Source organism: Stenotrophomonas sp. SMYL86, from assembly GCF_036320025.1.
Lineage (GTDB): Bacteria > Pseudomonadota > Gammaproteobacteria > Xanthomonadales > Xanthomonadaceae > Stenotrophomonas > Stenotrophomonas maltophilia_A.
Genome location: NZ_JAWIRU010000008.1, coordinates 167,776 through 185,522, shown reverse-complemented (window position 1 = coordinate 185,522; position 17,747 = coordinate 167,776). Strand labels below are relative to the sequence as shown.

The 17,747-nt window shown below is 68.0% G+C and carries 15 protein-coding genes; 5 read left to right on the top strand and 10 right to left on the bottom strand.

From position 1 onward, the window contains the following. Together V3B64_RS11230 and V3B64_RS11225 are read left to right on the top strand one after the other, a co-directional pair. Complete coding sequence (locus V3B64_RS11230; protein ID WP_180844556.1) at window positions 1-795, top strand: undecaprenyl-diphosphate phosphatase; 795 nt, start codon at window positions 1-3, stop codon at window positions 793-795. Between the two features lie 73 nt (window positions 796-868). Further along, window positions 869-1,696, top strand: coding sequence for an META and DUF4377 domain-containing protein (locus tag V3B64_RS11225; protein WP_012509681.1), 828 nt, complete (start codon window positions 869-871; stop codon window positions 1,694-1,696). Between the two features lie 145 nt (window positions 1,697-1,841). Here V3B64_RS11225 and V3B64_RS11220 read toward each other — a convergent pair whose 3' ends face one another. The 9 genes from V3B64_RS11220 to V3B64_RS11180 all read right to left on the bottom strand — a co-directional run bounded on the left by V3B64_RS11220 (window position 1,842) and on the right by V3B64_RS11180 (window position 10,814). Then, window positions 1,842-2,453, bottom strand: coding sequence for a YbhB/YbcL family Raf kinase inhibitor-like protein (locus tag V3B64_RS11220; RefSeq protein WP_329893492.1), 612 nt, complete (start codon window positions 2,451-2,453; stop codon window positions 1,842-1,844). 10 nt (window positions 2,454-2,463) lie between these two features. After that, a complete protein-coding gene (locus tag V3B64_RS11215) occupies window positions 2,464-4,533 on the bottom strand; it encodes a tetratricopeptide repeat protein (protein ID WP_049398186.1) in 2,070 nt (689 codons plus the stop codon). Between the two features lie 56 nt (window positions 4,534-4,589). Further along, window positions 4,590-5,579, bottom strand: a complete 990-nt coding sequence (locus tag V3B64_RS11210; protein WP_050509830.1) for an alpha/beta fold hydrolase — start codon at window positions 5,577-5,579, stop codon at window positions 4,590-4,592. Window positions 5,580-5,631: 52 nt separating this feature from the next. Then, the gene (locus V3B64_RS11205; protein WP_032128720.1) at window positions 5,632-6,423 is read right to left on the bottom strand and encodes a lysophospholipid acyltransferase family protein; all 792 of its coding nucleotides are present in this window, start codon (window positions 6,421-6,423) and stop codon (window positions 5,632-5,634) included. A gap of 120 nt (window positions 6,424-6,543) precedes the next feature. Continuing rightward, window positions 6,544-6,978 (bottom strand): hotdog fold thioesterase, encoded by a 435-nt coding sequence (locus V3B64_RS11200; protein WP_032128719.1) that lies wholly within the window; start codon window positions 6,976-6,978, stop codon window positions 6,544-6,546. A 10-nt stretch (window positions 6,979-6,988) separates the two neighbouring features. Beyond that, window positions 6,989-9,040 carry a phospholipase D family protein gene (locus tag V3B64_RS11195; RefSeq protein WP_049462234.1) on the bottom strand — a complete coding sequence of 684 codons (2,052 nt, stop codon included), beginning with the start codon at window positions 9,038-9,040 and terminating at the stop codon, window positions 6,989-6,991. Further along, entirely contained in the window at window positions 9,037-9,654 is a 618-nt protein-coding gene (locus V3B64_RS11190; protein ID WP_032128717.1) for a YceI family protein, read from the bottom strand. Before V3B64_RS11190 ends, V3B64_RS11195 begins: the two co-directional genes overlap by 4 nt. Window positions 9,655-9,658: 4 nt before the next feature. Beyond that, window positions 9,659-10,135 (bottom strand): histidine phosphatase family protein, encoded by a 477-nt coding sequence (locus V3B64_RS11185; RefSeq protein ID WP_329914160.1) that lies wholly within the window; start codon window positions 10,133-10,135, stop codon window positions 9,659-9,661. A gap of 49 nt (window positions 10,136-10,184) precedes the next feature. Beyond that, on the bottom strand, window positions 10,185-10,814 hold the full coding sequence (locus tag V3B64_RS11180; protein WP_010487235.1) for a ParA family protein: 630 nt from the start codon (window positions 10,812-10,814) through the stop codon (window positions 10,185-10,187). Window positions 10,815-10,937: 123 nt separating this feature from the next. On the opposite strand from V3B64_RS11180, the gene V3B64_RS11175 reads away from it, so the two are divergent. Further along, complete coding sequence (locus tag V3B64_RS11175; protein ID WP_329914159.1) at window positions 10,938-12,422, top strand: AAA family ATPase; 1,485 nt, start codon at window positions 10,938-10,940, stop codon at window positions 12,420-12,422. 417 nt (window positions 12,423-12,839) lie between these two features. Here V3B64_RS11175 and V3B64_RS11170 read toward each other — a convergent pair whose 3' ends face one another. Beyond that, the gene (locus tag V3B64_RS11170; protein ID WP_032128715.1) at window positions 12,840-13,475 is read right to left on the bottom strand and encodes a hypothetical protein; all 636 of its coding nucleotides are present in this window, start codon (window positions 13,473-13,475) and stop codon (window positions 12,840-12,842) included. A 168-nt stretch (window positions 13,476-13,643) separates the two neighbouring features. Between V3B64_RS11170 and V3B64_RS11165 the strand changes: the two genes are divergently transcribed. Then, on the top strand, window positions 13,644-17,330 hold the full coding sequence (locus tag V3B64_RS11165; RefSeq protein ID WP_329914158.1) for an indolepyruvate ferredoxin oxidoreductase family protein: 3,687 nt from the start codon (window positions 13,644-13,646) through the stop codon (window positions 17,328-17,330). 157 nt (window positions 17,331-17,487) lie between these two features. After that, on the top strand, window positions 17,488-17,745 hold the full coding sequence (locus V3B64_RS11160) for a helix-turn-helix transcriptional regulator (RefSeq protein WP_004134030.1): 258 nt from the start codon (window positions 17,488-17,490) through the stop codon (window positions 17,743-17,745). Window positions 17,746-17,747 lie beyond the last annotated feature (2 nt).

Sequence of the window (17,747 nt, the reverse complement as noted above, 5' to 3'; positions counted from 1 at the left end):
ATGTCCGACCTGCTCTCCGCCCTGTTGCTGGGCATCCTCGAAGGCTTGACCGAGTTCCTGCCGATCTCCAGCACCGGCCACCTGCTCATCGCCCAGCACTGGCTGGGTGCCCGTTCGGACTTCTTCAACATCGTCATCCAGGCCGGCGCGATCGTGGCGGTGGTACTGGTGTTCCGCCAGCGCCTGCTGCAGTTGGCCACCGGCTTCGGGCAGCGCGAGAACCGCGAGTACGTATTCAAGCTGGGCGCGGCCTTCCTGGTCACCGCCGTGGTCGGCCTGGTGGTGCGCAAAGCCGGCTGGTCGCTGCCCGAGACGGTCAGCCCGGTGGCCTGGGCACTGATCATCGGTGGCATCTGGATGCTGCTGGTGGAGGCCTACACCGCGCGCCTGCCCGACCGCGACCAGGTGACCTGGACCGTGGCGATCGGCGTCGGCCTGGCGCAGGTGGTGGCCGGCGTGTTCCCCGGCACCTCGCGTTCGGCCTCGGCGATCTTCCTGGCCATGCTGCTGGGCCTGAGCCGCCGTGCGGCGGCTGCCGAGTTCGTGTTCCTGGTTGGCATTCCCACCATGTTCGCCGCCAGCGCCTACACCTTCCTGGAAATGGCCAAGGCCGGACAGCTGAGCAGCGAGAACTGGACCGAGGTGGGCGTGGCCTTCCTTGCCGCGGCCGTCACCGGCTTCGTCGTAGTGAAGTGGCTGATGGGCTACATCAAATCGCACAGGTTCACCGCGTTCGCGCTTTACCGCATCGCGCTGGGCGCCGCGCTGCTGCTGTGGTTGCCGTCCGGCAGCTGAACAGCGCCGGGGCACGGTAACCCCGTTGCCGGCCCCACCCCGTTTCCCCCACGGTTCCCCAAGGAGAATCACCATGAACCGCAAGCTCACCCTGCTCCTCCCGCTGGCCCTGCTGGCCGCCTGCAGCCAGACCCCGGCCCCGGCCGGGACCGGCGGCGACGACGTGGCCCCGGCCGCAGCCAAGGCAGCAGACCAGCAGACGCTGGCGCACCTGGATGCGCAGCGCCTGCAGAGCCAGCACTGGCTGCTGCAGCAGGCCACCGCCGCCGACGGCAAGCGCATCGACGCGCTGTTCGCCCGCGAAGACAAGCCGGTCACCCTGGACTTCGCTGATGGCCGCCTGTCGGTCAGCAACGCCTGCAACCACATGGGTGGCGGCTACACCCTGGCCGACGGCAAGCTGACGGTCAGTGCGATGGCCTCGACCATGATGGCCTGCACCGACAAGGCGCTGATGGCGCTGGACGAGGCCGTGTCGAGCCGCCTGCAGGGCGAGCTGAAGGCCGAGCAGGATGCCGATGGCAAGCTGACCCTGACCAACGCGAAGGGCGACGTGCTGGTGTTCAACCCGGAACCGACCGCTGAAACCCGCTACGGCGGCGCCGGCGAAACCGTGTTCCTGGAAGTGGCCGCCAAGACCGAGAAGTGCTCGCACCCGCTGATCCCGGACTACCAGTGCCTGCAGGTGCGTGAAGTGAAGTTCGACGACAAGGGCCTGAAGCAGGGTGAGCCGGGCAAGTTCGAGAACTTCTACGGCAACATCGAGGGCTATACCCACGAAGACGGCGTGCGCAACGTGGTGCGCGTGAAGCGCTACGAAGTGAAGAACCCGCCGGCCGACGCGCCGTCGCAGGCGTACGTGCTGGACATGGTGGTCGAGTCGGCCATCGAGAAGAAGTAAGACGATGGAAGGGCGGCCGAAAGGCCGCCCTTCTTCGTTGTGTAGAGTCGAGCCATGCTCGACTGCTTCTACGGTGAGTCGAGCATGGCTCGACACTACAGAAGCAAAGCCGGCCAGCGGCCGGCTCTACCACCCATCGTGCCGCTCAGCCCAGCGCCGGGTTCAACGTGTAGGTGCCATGCAGTGCGGCTTCGGCCAGCACGTGGCCGTGCATGGCGCGATATGCGTCGGCGGCAGTGAAGCGCGCCGGAAGCGCCAGCGAGGCCACATCCAGCGCGAACACGCGGAAGAAATAGCGGTGCACGCGTTCGTCGTTGAACGGCGGATAGGGGCCGTCATAGCCCAGGTAATCGCCGGCCATGTCCGGGTTGCCCGCAAACCAGCCGGTGAAGTCGTTCAGGCCCTGGCGGCTGCCCGCCGGGCCAGCCGGTGCGGTCTTGCCCTTCACCACGAAGCCATCGCTGCAGCTGCCGGCGGCGATCTCCTGCACCGAGGCCGGAATATCGGCCATCACCCAGTGCACGAAGTCGCAGCGCGGCTGGTCGCGCGGCACGGTCATGTCGCTGCGGCCGACCGTTTCCGCAACGGTCGGCACATCCGGGTCCACGCACACCAGCAGGAACGAACGCGTGCCTTCCGGTGCGCCGTTCCAGGCCAGGTGCGGATTGCGGTCCGGCGCGAAGCCGGTGGCATCGCCGGCGGCGAACTCGCGGTCGATCGGCGCGCCGTTGGTCAGGCTGTGGCTGCTCAGTTGCATCGGCTTCTCCTTACTCTTCCGGGTAACCCAGGCGCACCGCAATCGGGGTGAGCTTGGCAAAGGCGGCGCTCATCACGTCGCGGTAGTTGCGCCAGTGGCCCGGCGGGAAGCGCGGTGCGCCCAGCTGTGCGGCCGGCGGCATCTGCCGCTCGAACAGGCGTCCCAGCAGCTCGGCCATCGCGTGCGGATCATTGCCGATCTGGTCGATGCGCAGCAGCACGTGCGGATACAGTTCTTCCTCATGCAGGGTGGCAACCTGCGCCAGCCCGCGCGCCAGCCATTCGCTGGCTTCAGCCAGCGAGGTCATCGCCAGCGGAGCGGCAGCGCCGTAGGCCACCCAGTCCAGCAGCATGTCGCGCGGGTCACGCAGCACGAGCACCAGTCGTCCCTGCGGCAGCTGCGGGCGCAGCGCCCACAGCAGGGCGTTGTCCCACCACAGCAGCCAGTCGATGACGGCATCGCCCTGCAGGCCACGCGCCGGCAGCTGCTCGCGCCAGCGCTGCACCAGCCGCTCCGGGGTCAGCACGCCGGAGGCGAGGTCCTGCAGCGTGTGGTAGTTCTGGAATGCATCATCCGGCGGATTGCTGGTGTAGCGGTCACTGCGCAGCACCGGGCTGGCGGCCGCCAGGCCGGTCGCAACCCGCTCCACACCCGAACCCGGCGCACCCCACAGGAAGATCGGCGCGGAGCTGGCATCACTGTCGATCTCGCCCTTCTCCGGCCAGCTCGGCGGCGCCTTGGCCTGTGGCGGAAGCGGCAGGCGCTGCGGTGCCTGGTCGGCCTGCAGCGCCATCCACGTCTGCAGCGCCTGTTCCGGCTGGCCAGCGCGGTCCTGGATTTCACCCAGCCAGGTACGCAGGTCGGCGCGATGGCCGTCCGGCGCCCTGTCGATCAGCGCCTGCACGCGCGCGATCGCGGCAACCGGATCACGCTGCAGCAGGCCTTCGACCAGGCGTGTTTCGCCACTGACGCGGCCCGGTTCGAGGCTGACGATACGTTCGGCGATGGCTTCGGCCTGTTCGTGTTCGCCCACCATGTCATGCAGGCGCAGGCGTGCTTCCAGTGCCGGCAGATGACCCGGCATCGCGTCCATCCAGCGCTCCACGGTCGCCGCGGCGGTCGGGCTGCCGACTTCTTCCACGGCCAGGCGTGCCAGCCACAGGTCGTGCAGCTGCGGATGCTGTTCCAGGGCCGCGTCCAGGCGCGCGCGGGCCTCGTCTTCGCGGCCCAGGCGCTGCCAGGACATCAGCAGCAGCTGCAGCACCTGGCGGTCGTCGGGGATCGATTCCAGCAACGGCAGCAGATGGTCCAGCGCCTGCAGCGGCTGGCCGCCGCGCAGCGACAGTTCACCGGCCAGGCGACGCATCGACGGCGTATCCATGCCTTCCTGCTGAAGCGCGATCTGCATCGCTTCGGCAGCCGCCTCCAGGTTGCCCTGGCGCAGCGCCAACTGCACTACCAGGCCATGCAGCGAGCTGATGGCCGGGTTCAGTTCCAGCACGCGGCGGAACGCCTGCTCGGCGAAGGCCAGCATGTCCTTGCCCAGGTAGGCGAAGCCCAGTGCGTACAGCACGCGGGTGTCGTTGGGCTGCGCCTGGTTGGCCGCCGACAGCAGCGTCAGCGCACGATCCGGGTCGTCGCGGCGCAGCGCGATCATGCCGTCGATGGTCAGCAGTTCCGGGTGGTCCGGCTCAACGCGCGAGGCCAGCGTGGACAGGCGCTGGGCTTCATCGAAGTCGTTGCGGCCGATCGCCAGGTGCGCCTGCATCAGATAGGCGGCGAATGAGTTCGGGTCAAGCCCGGTGGTACGTGCCAGCGCTTCGTCAGCGCCCTGGTACTGGCGCAGGGCGAGCAGCAGGCCAGCGTGCTGCAGGTGCAGCTGGGCATCATCGGGGGCCAGCTGCAACGCCTGCTGCAGCGCCTCCATCGCATCCTCGGCCTTGCCCTGCTGCTGCAGCGCAAGCGCCAGCCAGCGGTGGGCTTCGGCCTGGCCGGGTTCATCACGGGTCCACGCCTGGGCCAGCTGCACGGCCTGGTCGGCCTGGTTCTGGCGCAACGCTTGGATGATCTGGTCTTGCATGGCGGTCCGGTTCAAGTGCAAACCCGCATTGTAGCGGTCCACGCACCGGTGCCGGTTCAGCCCGCCAGCACCCGCTGCAGGCGCTGCGCCACCCAGCGCTCGGAGAAGCCGTCACCCCGCCAGTTTTCCAGGAAGCCGCAGTGGCCTCCCCAGCAGGCGGTTTCCAGGTGCGCCTGGCGCGGCAGCTGCCAATCGCTGAAGGTCGCGTACGGGATCACCGGGTCGTCCTGCGCCATCAGGATGTCGGCCGGCACCTGCAGGGTGGACAGGCGGTCACCGGCAATCGAATAGCCATCGAAATAGGCCTGCAGCGAGCCGAAGGTGGTGTGCCGTTCGACCAGCCAGGCAGTCAGTGCACGGATGTCCAGCTTCAGCACGCGGTCGTCGCAGTCGCTCAGCTCGGGAAACAGATCGCGCTTGCGGCGCAGCGAGCCGGCCCATTTGCGGCGGAAGTACCAGTCGTACATCGCCGGGCCGTTTTCGATGCTCTCCATCGTCAGCCCCGGGTCCAGCACCGGGCACACCGAGGCCACCCGCAGCAGCGGCACGCCGGCAGCCGGCGCGCGCAGGGCCAGGCGCAGCACGAAGTTGCCCCCCAGCGAATAGCCGGCGGCCACCAGCGGCAGCTGCGGCCAGCGCTGGGCGATGTCACCCGCGGCATGCACCACTTCATCGATCAGGTTGGAGTGGAAGATGCCGGGGTTCAGGTGGTGGGTGTTGCCATGGTCGCGGAAGTTCAGCCGCACCACATCGAAACCCTGTTCGATCATGCGCGCGGCAGCCATGCGCATGTAACTGGATTCGGCACTGCCCTCCCAGCCATGCAGCAGCAGGGCCATGCCCTTCGGTTCGCGGCCTTCGACATGGCTGTGCCAGCCCTGCAGGCGCACGCCATCACCGCCGTCGAGGATCAGCTCTTCGCTGACCGCACCGGTGGCGGCCAGCAGCAGCAGGCCTCGCTGCAGGCGCATGCGGCTGGAGCTGAGCATCGACTGCAGGTGCGGATTGCGCAGCCAGCGCGGCGGCTGGTAGTCAGTCGCATGCAACGTCGGTGTACCGGCGTCCAGGACGGGTGGCGGGACCAGGGCCACCGTGCCCTCAGCCGGTGCTCATGGCCGCCACGATGCGCGCGCGCGAGGTTTCCGCGATGCGTCGACGGCCTTCCAGGTCCTGGGTACCGATCGGCTCCAGGAAATGCACTTCGGTATGCCGCGCCGGCTCACCCAGCAGACGCAGGAAATTGGCGGCGAAACTCTCGCCCGGGCCGAATGCCACGATGGTCTGTGCGTCACCCTTGAACCCATAGACCAGCGCCACAGGCTGCACCGGAACACCGGTTTCGACCGCGGCCTGGAAGATGCGGGCATGGAACGGCCCCACTTCATGGCCACCGCGGGTGCGCCCTTCCGGGAACACGCCTACTGCCTTGCCGGCACGCAGGCGATCGGCCATCACCTGCATCACGCCACCGAGCGATTCGGTATTACCGCGCTGGTGGAAGATGGTCTGCCCGCGCGCGGCGAGCCAACCAACCAGCGGCCAGCTTGCGATTTCGCGCTTGGCGACGAAGCCCATCATGCGCTGGCTGTGCAGGATGGAGATGTCGACCCAGCTGACGTGGTTGGCGACGAACAGCACGGCGCCCGGCAGCGGCTGGCCCACCCGTGACAGGCGGAAGCCGAAGATCCACATCAGGCCCCCCTGCCACCAGTTCACCACCTTCGCCCCGAAGGTATCCTCGCCCACGCGCAGCTCGCCCCACGGCGGGAGCATGCCGATCAGGATCAGCGGCAGGAACACGGTGATGTGGACCAACAGCAGCGGTACGCGGTACAGGTAACGGCACACACGCGCCACGCCGCCACGGGGGGCCGGAGTGGGGGAAGTCATCCGCGCACGATACCGGAGCGCCGCAGCAGCTGCCAGCCGATTTAGGCCATAACCGCCATTGACCGGGGCAATCGGCGAGGAACGCTGGGTTCTGCCGCCGTCAACACGCCCGCCGGGGGCTCAACCGTGGCCGGCGGCCACCACCGCCAGGGTCAGCCGAGAGATGCACACCAGCCGGCCCTGCTCGTCTTCGATGCGGATCTCCCACAGCTGGGTGCTGCGGCCGACGTGCAGCGCGCGGGCGGTGCCGGTGACCGTGCCCGAGCGCACGGCGCGCACGTGGTTGGCGTTGATTTCCAGGCCCACGCAGATCTGCTTGCCGGTATCCACGCACAGGTTGCCGGCACTGCTGCCCAGGGTCTCGGCCAGCACCACCGAGGCACCGCCGTGCAGGATGCCGTACGGCTGCCGGGTGCGCTCGTCCACCGGCATGGTGGCCTGCAGCCAGTCTTCGCCCGCAGCGCTGAAGACGATGCCGAGGGATTCGATCGCCGTGTTGCGGCTGAGCGCGTTGAGCTGCTCGATGGAAACGGCTTCGCGGAACACCTGGGTCATGCGGGCACCTTCAGAGGATGGGAACGAGGCCGGCGCCGAATGCAGTCAGCATGCGCACCAGCAGCCACTTCGGGCCGACGTTGACTTCGGGGAAGTCGCCGACGGCGACGTAGCAGTTGTGGAACGCCGGGTCCTGCCGTGGCAGCGGCTGCGGGCAGTCCGGACCGGGCTTGAACTCGTAGTCGGTGGCGTAGCGCCACGGCCAGAAGTCGAGGATCGGCAGCGCTTCGGAGGCTTTGCCGACGCTGTAGTTCAGGCCCGACAGCACTGGCGGCTTGGCCCGCGGCGCCACTGTCCACGAGTTCTGCGGATGGGTATCGCGCAGGATGCTCTCGGCCAGCTGCTCGGCAAACACCGGATCGTCGATGATCACCGCGCCTTCGGTGTTGTAGTTCTCGCTGCGCGGATCGAAGTTGTGGGTGCCGACCACGCCGATGCGGCGATCGACCACCAGCGACTTGGCGTGCAGGCCCATGCGGGCGCCCTTGCGGGTGACCGGCAACGGCTTGTTGACCGCCTTGCTGCCCAGGAACGACGGACGCGTCTCGGTGCGCAGCAGGCGCGTTTCCACCTCGCTGCCGGCGGCGCGGCGACGTTCGCGCGCGTTCTGGTAGGCACTGCCGGTACGCGGATGATGCACCGCCACCTGCTTGCGGGGCGCGGCCAGATCCCCGTCGCTGCCACCACCGGCATTGCTGCCAGCGGCGCTGCCGCCGATCAGCGGATTGCGCCCACCGTCGTCGTCGCCTCCGGGCGCGGCGATCGGGTCGGGCAGCAGATTGCGGTAGTCGACCGGTGCATCCAGCGGGAACGGCTTGTATTCGAAGATGTTGAAGCCCAGTTCGCGCATGTTGCGCCGCTTGTACTTGTACGACAGCGCATACACGATCGGGTTGTCGGTGGCCGCCAGGCTGTTGCTGGACACCACCACGCGCGGCGGCTGCGGGCGCTTGCGCAGCTCGCGGAACAGCTTCTGCGCCGGCTTGGACAGCACCAGGTACGGCGTCTGCAGGATCACTTCCTTCTGCGCACCGGCAATGAGTGCGTCCAGCTGCGGCTCGGTCACATGCTGGCCGGCCAGCGGGGCATCGGCCTTCTCGCGGCGGTGCTTGCGCGGCAGGTCGGCGACGTAGCGCACCGAGGCCACCGGCAGCGCGGTATCCACGAAGGAACGGGTGACGAACTCCATGTCATTGGCTTCAGCGCTGACCCGCTGCACCCGCTCCGGGCGGCGGAACGTGGCGGGCGGCAGCACCGGCACGCCTTCGCGCAGCAGGGTGCGGCCCACGTCATTCAGGCGCTCGGCCGGCACGCTGCGCTTGGCGCGCCAGAACGCATCGAAGTTGGCCGCCATCGCCCGCGCTTCCGGGCCGGCGATCATGACGTCGCGATCGCGGAAGTTGTACTCGCGATCCCAGTCGTAATAGTCGTCCTGGTAGTTGCGGCCGCCGACCACGCCGATCGCATCGTCGATCACCAGCAGCTTGTTGTGCATGCGCTGGTTGAAGCGACGGAAGCAGCACAGCACGCTGCCGGCGTAATCGAAGTAGTTCAGCCGGGCCTTGCCGAAGGTCGGGTTGTAGACCCGCAGCTGGAAGTTCTGGTGGGCGCCGGACAATGCGCCGAGGATCTGCAGGTCGGAGATCGCCGAGAGCTGGTCGATCAGCACCCGCACCTTCACCCCGCGCCGCGACGCGGCCAGCAGTTCGTCGATGACCAGCCGCGCGCTGTCGTCCTTGTCGAAGATGTAGGTCTGCAGGTCGATGCTGCGGGTGGCACTGCGCAGCAGGTTCAGGCGCGCCACCAGGGCGCCCTCCCCCTCGTCCAGCAGGGTGGCGTAGTGGCGCGGCTGCTCCGGGGTGGATTCGGTGAACGCCCGGCCGGCCAACGCCCGCAGCGGCGAATCCTGTGCGCAGCGGTCGGCGCGCTGGCAGTCGACCTGGATCGAGCGCGCCTGCACGGCGATCGCTTCGGCGCGGTCGCGCTCGGCATTGGACAGCGATGCACAACCGCTGCCCAGCAACACGGTTGCCAGCGCCAGTACACGCAGCAGGAGGTTCACGGTTTCGGCGCCTCGCTCAGGCGCGCTCGCAATACGAAGGTCACTCGGTCACTCAAGGCAAGCTGCCAGCTGTCCATTCCATACCGGCCTCGCTGCACGGTACCGCGGCTGACGACGTCGCAATCATAGCCGGGTCGGGCGCAATCCGCCTTCTCGACCTTCAGTGTCTCGGGGTGGCTGATCCCGCGCAGGGTCAGCCGCCCGTTGATGTCGCCCCCGTCTTCCACGGTCTCCGGCCAGTACGGCAGCGAGTCGAACTCGACCACCGGGTGGCGGCCTGCGTCGAAGAACTCCTCGCCACGCATCCAGCCGGTGTAGCGCGCCTTGCCGGGGATCTCGACCGAGCGCGTGAACATCTTCAGGTGCACCTGGTGGCGGCCGTCGGAGAGGATCTCGATGCGACCCTCGAAGTGCGGGAACAGGCCTTCGATGCGCTGCCCGAAGCGGGTGCGCACCTCGAAACCGATCTGCGAGCGCTGGGTATCCAGGTGCAGGACCCGGTGCGCTTCAGCGACCACCGGCGGCAAGGGCGTTGGCGGTGGCGCGGCAGCCCAGGCCGCGCCGGAAGCCAGCAGCACGGGCAGCAGAAAGCGGCTGCGCCGCGCCAGGCTCATTGGATCACGGCCACCAGAACGCGTTCAGGCTGGCCACGCCCGGCTCGATCGAGGCCTCGCGCGGGAAGCCGAGCACGGCAATGCCGGCCGGCGGCATGCCGCGATAGTCGCTGCTGGTGCCTTCCGTCATCAACGCCACCAGGCGCTCCAGGCCGGGGTTATGGCCGACGATCAGCACCCGGTCGAGGTCACGGCGGTCGTCCACCAGCGCCGCCAGGGTGCCGGGGGTGGCCTCGTAGATGCTGTCTTCCAGGCGCTTCTCGACATAGCCGATGGTGCCGAGCACGGCTTCCAGGGTCTCCCGGGTGCGCCGCGCCGGTGAGCACAGCACGCAGTCCGGCAGCAGGTTGTTCTCCTTCAGCCACTTGCCGGCGGCTTCGGCTTCGGCGAGCCCCACCGGCGACAACGGCCGGTCGAGGTCGGCCTGGCCGGGGGTAGCCGGTTCGGCATGGGCATGGCGCAGCAGGATCAGTTCACGCATCGCGGGTTTCCATGAAGAAGAGGATGCAGCAGAAAGAGTGACGCAGGCATCAAAGCTTCAGCCAGGACAGCAGCGGCTCCCAGTCGGCCTGGTGCTCGCGCACCTGGGCCGAGCGATAGTCGAACAGGCTGCGGCCCAGGCCGGTCATGACCACATAGCTCTGGCTGTCGCGCAGCTGCGCGACCACCGGGTACGGCCATTCACCCAGCATCTGCAGCGCCTGCTGCGAGGTCTGGGTCCATGGTTTGGTACGGTTGAGCACCAGCCCCACCGGCAGCTTGCGGCTGTGCACGCGCGGGTTCTGGGCCAGGCTGTTGAGGAAGCCGACGATCGCTTCGATGTCCAGCGCCGAGGGCAGCACCGGTACCACCACCGCGTCGGCAGCGTCGAGGAAATGGGGAATATCGTCAGCCAGGGCACCGGCCGGCGCATCGATGATGACGGTGTCGGTGCCGTCGGGCAGCTTCTGCGCCCACTGCTTCTTCCGGTACACGTCGATGGGGAGCACCGCGCTTTCCAGCCCGGCACGGCGTTGTGCCCAGCGGGTGCTGGAACCCTGCGGGTCGGCATCGGCAATCACCGTGGCCTTGCCCTGCAATGCCGCGTACGCGGCCAGGTGGGTGGCGACGGTGGTCTTGCCCACCCCGCCCTTGGAACCGGCCACCAGGATCGTCTTCATGCCAGCCTCGCTTCCGGGTACGTGCCCCGAGCGTACACCGGTGATGGTGACGGGAGGTAGCGTCGTGCTGAACCAGCGGCCATCGCCTTTGCTATCGTGGCGCCCCCGAAGGATCGAACCGGCATGAGCGAACTGCAGGATCTGAGCGCGTTGATCCGCGCCAATACCCCACTGATCGTCATCGAGACCCAGGACGAGGGTCGCATCGTCGAGCTGTTCCGGCAGACGCTGATGCACGTCTGGCGGGCCCTGCACCGCTGGTCGATCACCGAGGGCCTGCGCCGGATCGACCTGGACAGCGAAGACCCGCCGGTCGGGCCGCCCGATGCCAGCGCGGCCCTGCAGATGATCCGCCAGGCCGACCAGCGCGGCGTCTACCTGCTGCTCGATTTCCATCCCTACCTGGGCTATGCCAGCCACCAGCGCGCCCTTCGCGACCTGATCCAGCGCCGCCACAGCGAGCCGCATGTGCTGGTGCTGATCGGTGCCAAAGTGGAGCTGCCGGCCGAGCTGGAAGCGCTGGCGGTGCGCTTCAACCCGCGCCTGCCCGATGCCAATGCCCTGCTGAAGATGCTGCGCGAGGAGGCCGACGCCTATGCGCGCGAGCATGGCGGCCGCCGGGTTGAAGTCGACAGCGAGGCGGTGAAGAAAATCCTGAAGAACCTGCAGGGCCTGAGCCTGGTCGATGCCCGGCGCATCGCGCGCCAGCTGATCTACGCCGACGGCGCACTGCGCGACGACGACCTGCCGCAGCTGGCGCGGCTGAAGTTCGAGCTGCTCAACCGCAGCGGCCACCTGTTCTTCGAGCATGACAGCGCGCGCTTCGGCGATGTGGCCGGCGCCAACCGGCTCAAGCGCTGGATCAACCAGCGGCGCGTGGCCTTCATTGCCGGCTCCGCCCCGGCCGGGCTGGACCCGCCGCGCGGCATGCTGCTGCTGGGTGTACAGGGCTGTGGCAAGTCGATGCTGGCCAAGGCCACCGCCGCCGGCTTCGGCGTGCCCCTGCTGCGCCTGGACGTGGGCGCGCTGTACAACAAGTACCACGGCGAGACCGAGGCCAACCTGCGCCAGGCGCTGGCCTCGGCCGAGCAGCTGGCGCCGTGCGTGCTGTGGATGGATGAGATCGAGAAAGGCCTGGCCACCGGCAGCGAGGATGGCGGCGTCTCGCGTCGCGTGCTTGGCTACCTGCTGACCTGGATGGCCGAGCGCAAGGCGCCGGTGTTCATCGTCGCCACCGCCAACCAGGTGCACGAACTGCCGGCCGAGCTGCTGCGCAAGGGCCGCTTCGACGAGATCTTCTTCGTCGATCTGCCCTCGCCCGACGTGCGCGTGGAACTGCTGCGGCTGCATCTGGGCCGGCGCCAGCTCAACGCCGACGACTTCGCATTGCCCGCGCTGGCGGCGGCCGCCAATGGTTTTTCCGGCGCCGAGATCGAGCAGGCGATCGTGGCCGGCCTGTATGCGGCGCATGCCGAGGGCCGGCCGCTGGACACCGAGCTGCTGATGACCGAGATCCGCGCCACCCGACCGCTGTCGGTGCTGATGGCAGAGCAGGTAGAAGCACTGCGTGCGTGGGCGTCGGGGCGGACGGTTTCCGCGGACGACTGAGGGGTTTCCAGCGAACGGCGCAGCCCCTCGTGGCGGCTGGTTGACTGTGAACATCAAAAGCCGCGCTTGGCCGGCCGCTCTTTGTAGAGCCGAGCCCACACTCGGCTGCATTTCGATCAGATATCGAATAGTCGATTCCGTTACAGATTCATCCACGCATGGCGTGGATCTACCGTGTCGACCAAGGTCGACACCTACCAACAGCTGCCGGAATCTGTCGAAGGCGGGGCACTGTGGGTTTGCGGGGTGTGAGCCGCATGGATGCGGCGACCAAGCCCCCAGGACGGGTTTACGGCGGCCCCGCAAACCCACAGTGCCCCGCCATCCCGCAGGAAGCCCGCTGTTGCTTCGGCTGTTGCTGTTGCTTCAGCTGTTGCCTCTGCGGGTGCCGGGTGCAACCCGGCCGAACCCCTTCCCTCAGGGCCAGGCAGGTGGTGCGGCCGCCCAGGCCTGCTGCACCTCGGCCAGCGACGCGCGCTCATCCTCACGCCACTGCGGCAGCAGCTGCCCATAGTTGGCCGTGGTACTCCACTGCGTCGGCTCGGTGCGTACCGCAGCCGCATACCACTGCACCGCCTCCTGCTTCTGCCCCATCCGCCACAATGCCAACGCATAGGTCGGTGGCACCCAGGTGGGCTTCGTACGGGCGTTGCTGGCCGATACCAGCCACTGTTCCAGCGCCGCCTCCGGCTTGCCCTGGCGCAGCAGGTCCCAACCGTAGTTCCAGCGCACGCTGCGGCCGCTGCTGCTCTGTGCCGGCGCCTCTTTCATCGCCTCGCCATACAGCTGCTCGGCCAGCTCGCCACGGCCCTGCGCGCCGGCCACCGATGCCAGCTGCACCGTCGCTTCCACCGCGCGGCGGCCGCGCTCACGCAGCTTGACCAGCTGGGCCACCAGCTCATCGCCCTCGCCCTGCACCGCCACCATCGGCGTTGCCGCCAGGTCGTTGTCGAAGTAGAACTCCTGTGGTGCCGGCACGGCCGGCGCGGCCCACGCAGTGGCCACTCCCGAGGCCAGCAGCACGCTGGCCAGGATCTTTCCTGGAACTGACATCCCTTCTCCCCAGGCCGCAACTGCAGCCTCCCTCTCTCTCCCCGATCCTAACCCCAGCACCGCCGCGGGCGCGAGTGCCGGGGCCTCGCGGCCCCGCTGCTACAATTCGCGCCTTTCCCGCCGCGTGCCTGCACGCGGCCGGTGCCAGCCGATCCTACCGGGCCAGCCATGACCAGTACCGCGCAACTCACTTCGCCCTCGTCCGCCGACCTGCTCGACCGTGATTACACGCTCGACCACAAGTACACCCGCAGCGAGGGGCGGATCTATCTGAGTGGCGTGCAGGCGCTGGTGCGGCTGCCGCTGATGCAGCGGCTGCGCGACGCCGCCGAAGGCATCGACAGCGCCGGCTTTGTCAGCGGCTACCGTGGCAGCCCGCTGGGTGGCTTCGACCTGGAGCTGTGGCGCGCGCGCAAGCACCTTGAAGCAGCCAAGGTGAAGTTCACCCCGGGCCTGAACGAGGACCTGGGCGCCACCATGGTGTGGGGCACGCAGCAGACCAACCTGTTCCCCGGCGCCAACGTGCAGGGCGTGTTCGGCATGTGGTACGGCAAGGGCCCGGGCGTGGACCGCTGCGGCGACGTGTTCAAGCACGCCAATGCCGCCGGCACCTCGCGCTACGGCGGCGTGCTGGCGCTGGCTGCCGACGACCATGCCTGCCGCAGCTCGACGCTGCCGCACGGCAGCGAGGACGAATTCGTCAGCGCGATGATGCCGGTGCTGAACCCGGCCGGCGTGCAGGACATCCTCGACATGGGCCTGCTCGGCTGGGCGATGAGCCGCTATACCGGCCGCTGGGTCGGCTTCAAGACGATCGCCGAGACGGTGGAATCGTCGGCGTCGGTGCAGGTCGATCCGATGGCGCGCCGCATCGTGCTGCCGGAAGACTTCGAGATGCCGTCGGGTGGCCTCAACATCCGCTGGCCAGACCCGCCGCTGGACCAGGAAATGCGCCTGCACCGCTATGCGGTGAAGGCCGCACAGGCCTTTGCCCGCGCCAACGGCATCGACAAGGTGGTGATGGATGCGCCGCGCGCGCGGCTGGGCATCGTCACCACCGGCAAGAGCTACCTGGACGTGCTGCAGGCGCTGGAGTACCTGGGCCTGGACGAAGCCGCGTGCGCCGACATTGGCATCCGCGTGTACAAGGTCGGCATGACCTGGCCGCTGGAACCGCAGGGCATCGCGCGCTTCGCGCAGGGCCTGGAAGACATCATCGTGGTGGAGGAGAAGCGTGCCTTCATCGAGCGCCAGATGAAGGAACAGTTCTTCAACTGGCCGGCCAGCTGGGGCCAGCGCCCGTCCATCGTCGGCAAGTACGATGAAAGCGGCGAATGGATCCTGCCGTCCACCGGTGAGCTGACGCCGGCCACCATCGCCGGCGTGATCGGTCGCCGCATCCAGAAGTTCTTCAACAACGAATCGATCGAGCAGCGCCTGCAGTGGATGCAGGAGAAGGAAGCCGAGCTTGCGTTGCCGCGCGCCAGCTTCCCGCGCGTACCGCACTACTGCTCGGGCTGCCCGCACAACACCTCCACCCAGGTGCCGGAAGGCTCGCGGGCGCTGGCTGGCATCGGTTGCCACTACATGGTGACCTGGATGGACCGCAGCACCGACACCTTCACTCACATGGGCGGCGAAGGCGTGACCTGGGCCGGGCAGGCGCCGTTCACCGACACCCCGCACGTATTCCAGAATCTGGGCGACGGCACCTATTTCCACAGCGGCTCGCTGGCGATCCGCCAGGCGGTCGCCGCCGGCGTCAACATCACCTACAAGATCCTCTACAACGACGCGGTGGCGATGACCGGCGGCCAGCCGGTGGACGGCCCGCTGAGCGTGCCCGACATCGCAAAGCAGATGCGCGCCGAAGGCATCCATACCATCGTGGTGCTGTCGGACAACATCGGCAAGTGGACCGGCCAGCGCGAGCACTTCCCCAGCGACGTCGAGTTCCACGACCGCAGCGAGCTGGATGAGGTGCAGAAGCGCCTGCGCGAGGTGAAGGGTGTTTCGATCCTGATCTACGAACAGACCTGCGCCACCGAGAAGCGCCGCCGCCGCAAGCGCGGCAAGCTGGAAGATCCGCAGAAGCGCGTGCTGATCAATTCGCTGGTCTGCGAAGGCTGCGGTGACTGCGGCAAGAAGAGCTTCTGCGTGTCGGTGCTACCGAAGGAAACCGAGTTCGGGCGCAAGCGCGAGATCGATCAGTCCAACTGCAACAAGGACTATTCCTGCGTGAACGGTTTCTGCCCGAGCTTCGTCACCGTGCACGGTGGCCAGCCGCGCAAGGGCAGCAAGCGCGATGCTTCCACCCTGCTGGACAACCTGCCGGCACCGGCCATCCGCGGCACCCTCGAACAGCCCTGGAACATCCTGATCACCGGCGTCGGCGGTACCGGCGTGGTGACCATCGGCGCGCTGCTGGGCATGGCCGGCCACCTGGAAGGCAAGGGTGCGACCGTGCTCGACCAGACCGGCCTGGCACAGAAGGGCGGCGCGGTGACCACGCATATCCGCATTGCCCGTCGTCCCGAAGACATCCACGCCGTGCGCATCGCCGCCGGCGAAGCCGACCTGGTGCTGGGCTGCGACATGGTGGTGGTCAACGACTACTGGGCGCTGTCGAAGGTGCGTGCCGGCCGTTCGCAGGTGGTGCTGAACACCTACGAAGCAATGCCCGGCACCTTCACCACCCGACCGGACATGCAGTTCCCCGCCGCCGACATCGTGGCCGGTGTGCGCGTGGCGCTGGGCGGCCAGGAGCCGTTGCTGCTGGATGCCACCCAGCTGGCCACCGCGCTGCTGGGCGATGCGATCGCCGCCAACCTGTTCATCCTCGGCTATGCCTGGCAGCAGGGCCTGGTGCCGCTGTCGTTCGAGTCGCTGATGCGCGCCATCGAGCTCAACGGTGCGGCCGTGGCGATGAACCAGCAGGCCTTCGCCTGGGGCCGCCTGGCCGTGGTCGACCCGCAGGCCGTGCAGCAGGCCGCCGGCCTGGTGCGCAACCGCCACACCGATACCGAATCCACTCCGGGCCCGCTGCACCCGCTGCCGCCGGGCGAGTGGGAGGGCAACGAATGGGGTGCCACCGCCGCACCGCGCAACACCGGCGACGAACGCGAACTGCGTGGCCTGCCCTCGCACGGTGGCGACGTGGCATTCCTGCCGCTGGACGACGCCCGCCTGTCGCGCTCGCTGGATGAAATGATCGAGCGCCGCGCCGCGTTCCTGGTCGAGTACCAGGACGCTGCCTACGCCAACCGCTACCGCAGCCTGGTCGAGCGCGTGCGCGCCGCCGAAGCCGACCGCATCGGCGGTTCCACCGCGCTGACCGAGACCGTAGCCCGTTACCTGTTCAAGCTGATGGCCTACAAGGACGAGTACGAAGTGGCCCGCCTGTATACCAGTGGCGACTTCCAGCGCCGCCTGCAGCAGCAGTTCGAGGGCGATTACCAGCTGCGCTTCCACCTGGCACCGCCGCTGTTCGCCAGGAAGGACGAGCAGGGCCGGTTGCTGAAGAAGGAATACGGCCCGTGGATGTTCAAGGCCTTCGGCCTGCTGGCCAAGCTGAAGTTCCTGCGTGGTGGCCGCTTCGACGTGTTCGGACGCACCGAGGACCGCCGCATGGAGCGCAAGCTGATCGGCGATTACGAGGCCACCGTGCAGCTGCTGCTGGACGGCCTGGATGACGACCGCCTGGCGCTGGCGGTGGAGATCGCCAGCGTGCCCGAGCACATCCGCGGCTTCGGCCACGTCAAGGAAGCGCATTTCGAGCAGGCCAAGGCGCGCGAAGCCGCCCTGCTGGCGCAGTGGCGGAACCCAAAGGCGCTGCACATCGTGCAGGTGGCTTGAGCACCGCTGACGGCACGAAAGCAACCTATTGATTGCATATTGAGATAGCAATCGATAGGTTGCCTCCAGCGAAGGAAAGAGATAGGTTGCTTGTCGTAATGCAACCTATCCTTTGCGTACACGCTCGCGTACGGTCACTTTCTAGGGGACTGCCGATATGGACAGGCCGCTGCACACGGTGAGGACACCTCAACAACTGGCACCGCTGATGCGTGCGTTCAGGCGCCAGGCGGGCCTGAGCCAGGCGCAGTTGGCGGCACAGCTCGGCATAAGCCGCCAGGCAGTAGGCGCATTGGAGCGCGACCCGGCATCGGCAAGCTTCGAACGGCTGATGCGGGTCTGGGCAGTGCTGGGTCTGGAAGTCAGATTGCAGCAGCGAAGTCCCCCGGAGACAACGTCAACGTTGGAGTGGTGAGC

Excerpts from the sequence above, each read along its gene's own strand:
- V3B64_RS11230 (WP_180844556.1), top strand. The coding sequence starts at position 1 with ATGTCCGACCTGCTCTCCGCCCTGTTGCTGGGCATCCTCGAAGGCTTG.
- V3B64_RS11225 (WP_012509681.1), top strand. The coding sequence starts at position 869 with ATGAACCGCAAGCTCACCCTGCTCCTCCCGCTGGCCCTGCTGGCCGCC.
- V3B64_RS11220 (WP_329893492.1), bottom strand. The coding sequence starts at position 2,453 with ATGCAACTGAGCAGCCACAGCCTGACCAACGGCGCGCCGATCGACCGC.
- V3B64_RS11215 (WP_049398186.1), bottom strand. The coding sequence starts at position 4,533 with ATGCAAGACCAGATCATCCAAGCGTTGCGCCAGAACCAGGCCGACCAG.
- V3B64_RS11205 (WP_032128720.1), bottom strand. The coding sequence starts at position 6,423 with ATGACTTCCCCCACTCCGGCCCCCCGTGGCGGCGTGGCGCGTGTGTGC.
- V3B64_RS11200 (WP_032128719.1), bottom strand. The coding sequence starts at position 6,978 with ATGACCCAGGTGTTCCGCGAAGCCGTTTCCATCGAGCAGCTCAACGCG.
- V3B64_RS11190 (WP_032128717.1), bottom strand. The coding sequence starts at position 9,654 with ATGAGCCTGGCGCGGCGCAGCCGCTTTCTGCTGCCCGTGCTGCTGGCT.
- V3B64_RS11185 (WP_329914160.1), bottom strand. The coding sequence starts at position 10,135 with ATGCGTGAACTGATCCTGCTGCGCCATGCCCATGCCGAACCGGCTACC.
- V3B64_RS11180 (WP_010487235.1), bottom strand. The coding sequence starts at position 10,814 with ATGAAGACGATCCTGGTGGCCGGTTCCAAGGGCGGGGTGGGCAAGACC.
- V3B64_RS11175 (WP_329914159.1), top strand. The coding sequence starts at position 10,938 with ATGAGCGAACTGCAGGATCTGAGCGCGTTGATCCGCGCCAATACCCCA.
- V3B64_RS11170 (WP_032128715.1), bottom strand. The coding sequence starts at position 13,475 with ATGTCAGTTCCAGGAAAGATCCTGGCCAGCGTGCTGCTGGCCTCGGGA.
- V3B64_RS11165 (WP_329914158.1), top strand. The coding sequence starts at position 13,644 with ATGACCAGTACCGCGCAACTCACTTCGCCCTCGTCCGCCGACCTGCTC.
- V3B64_RS11160 (WP_004134030.1), top strand. The coding sequence starts at position 17,488 with ATGGACAGGCCGCTGCACACGGTGAGGACACCTCAACAACTGGCACCG.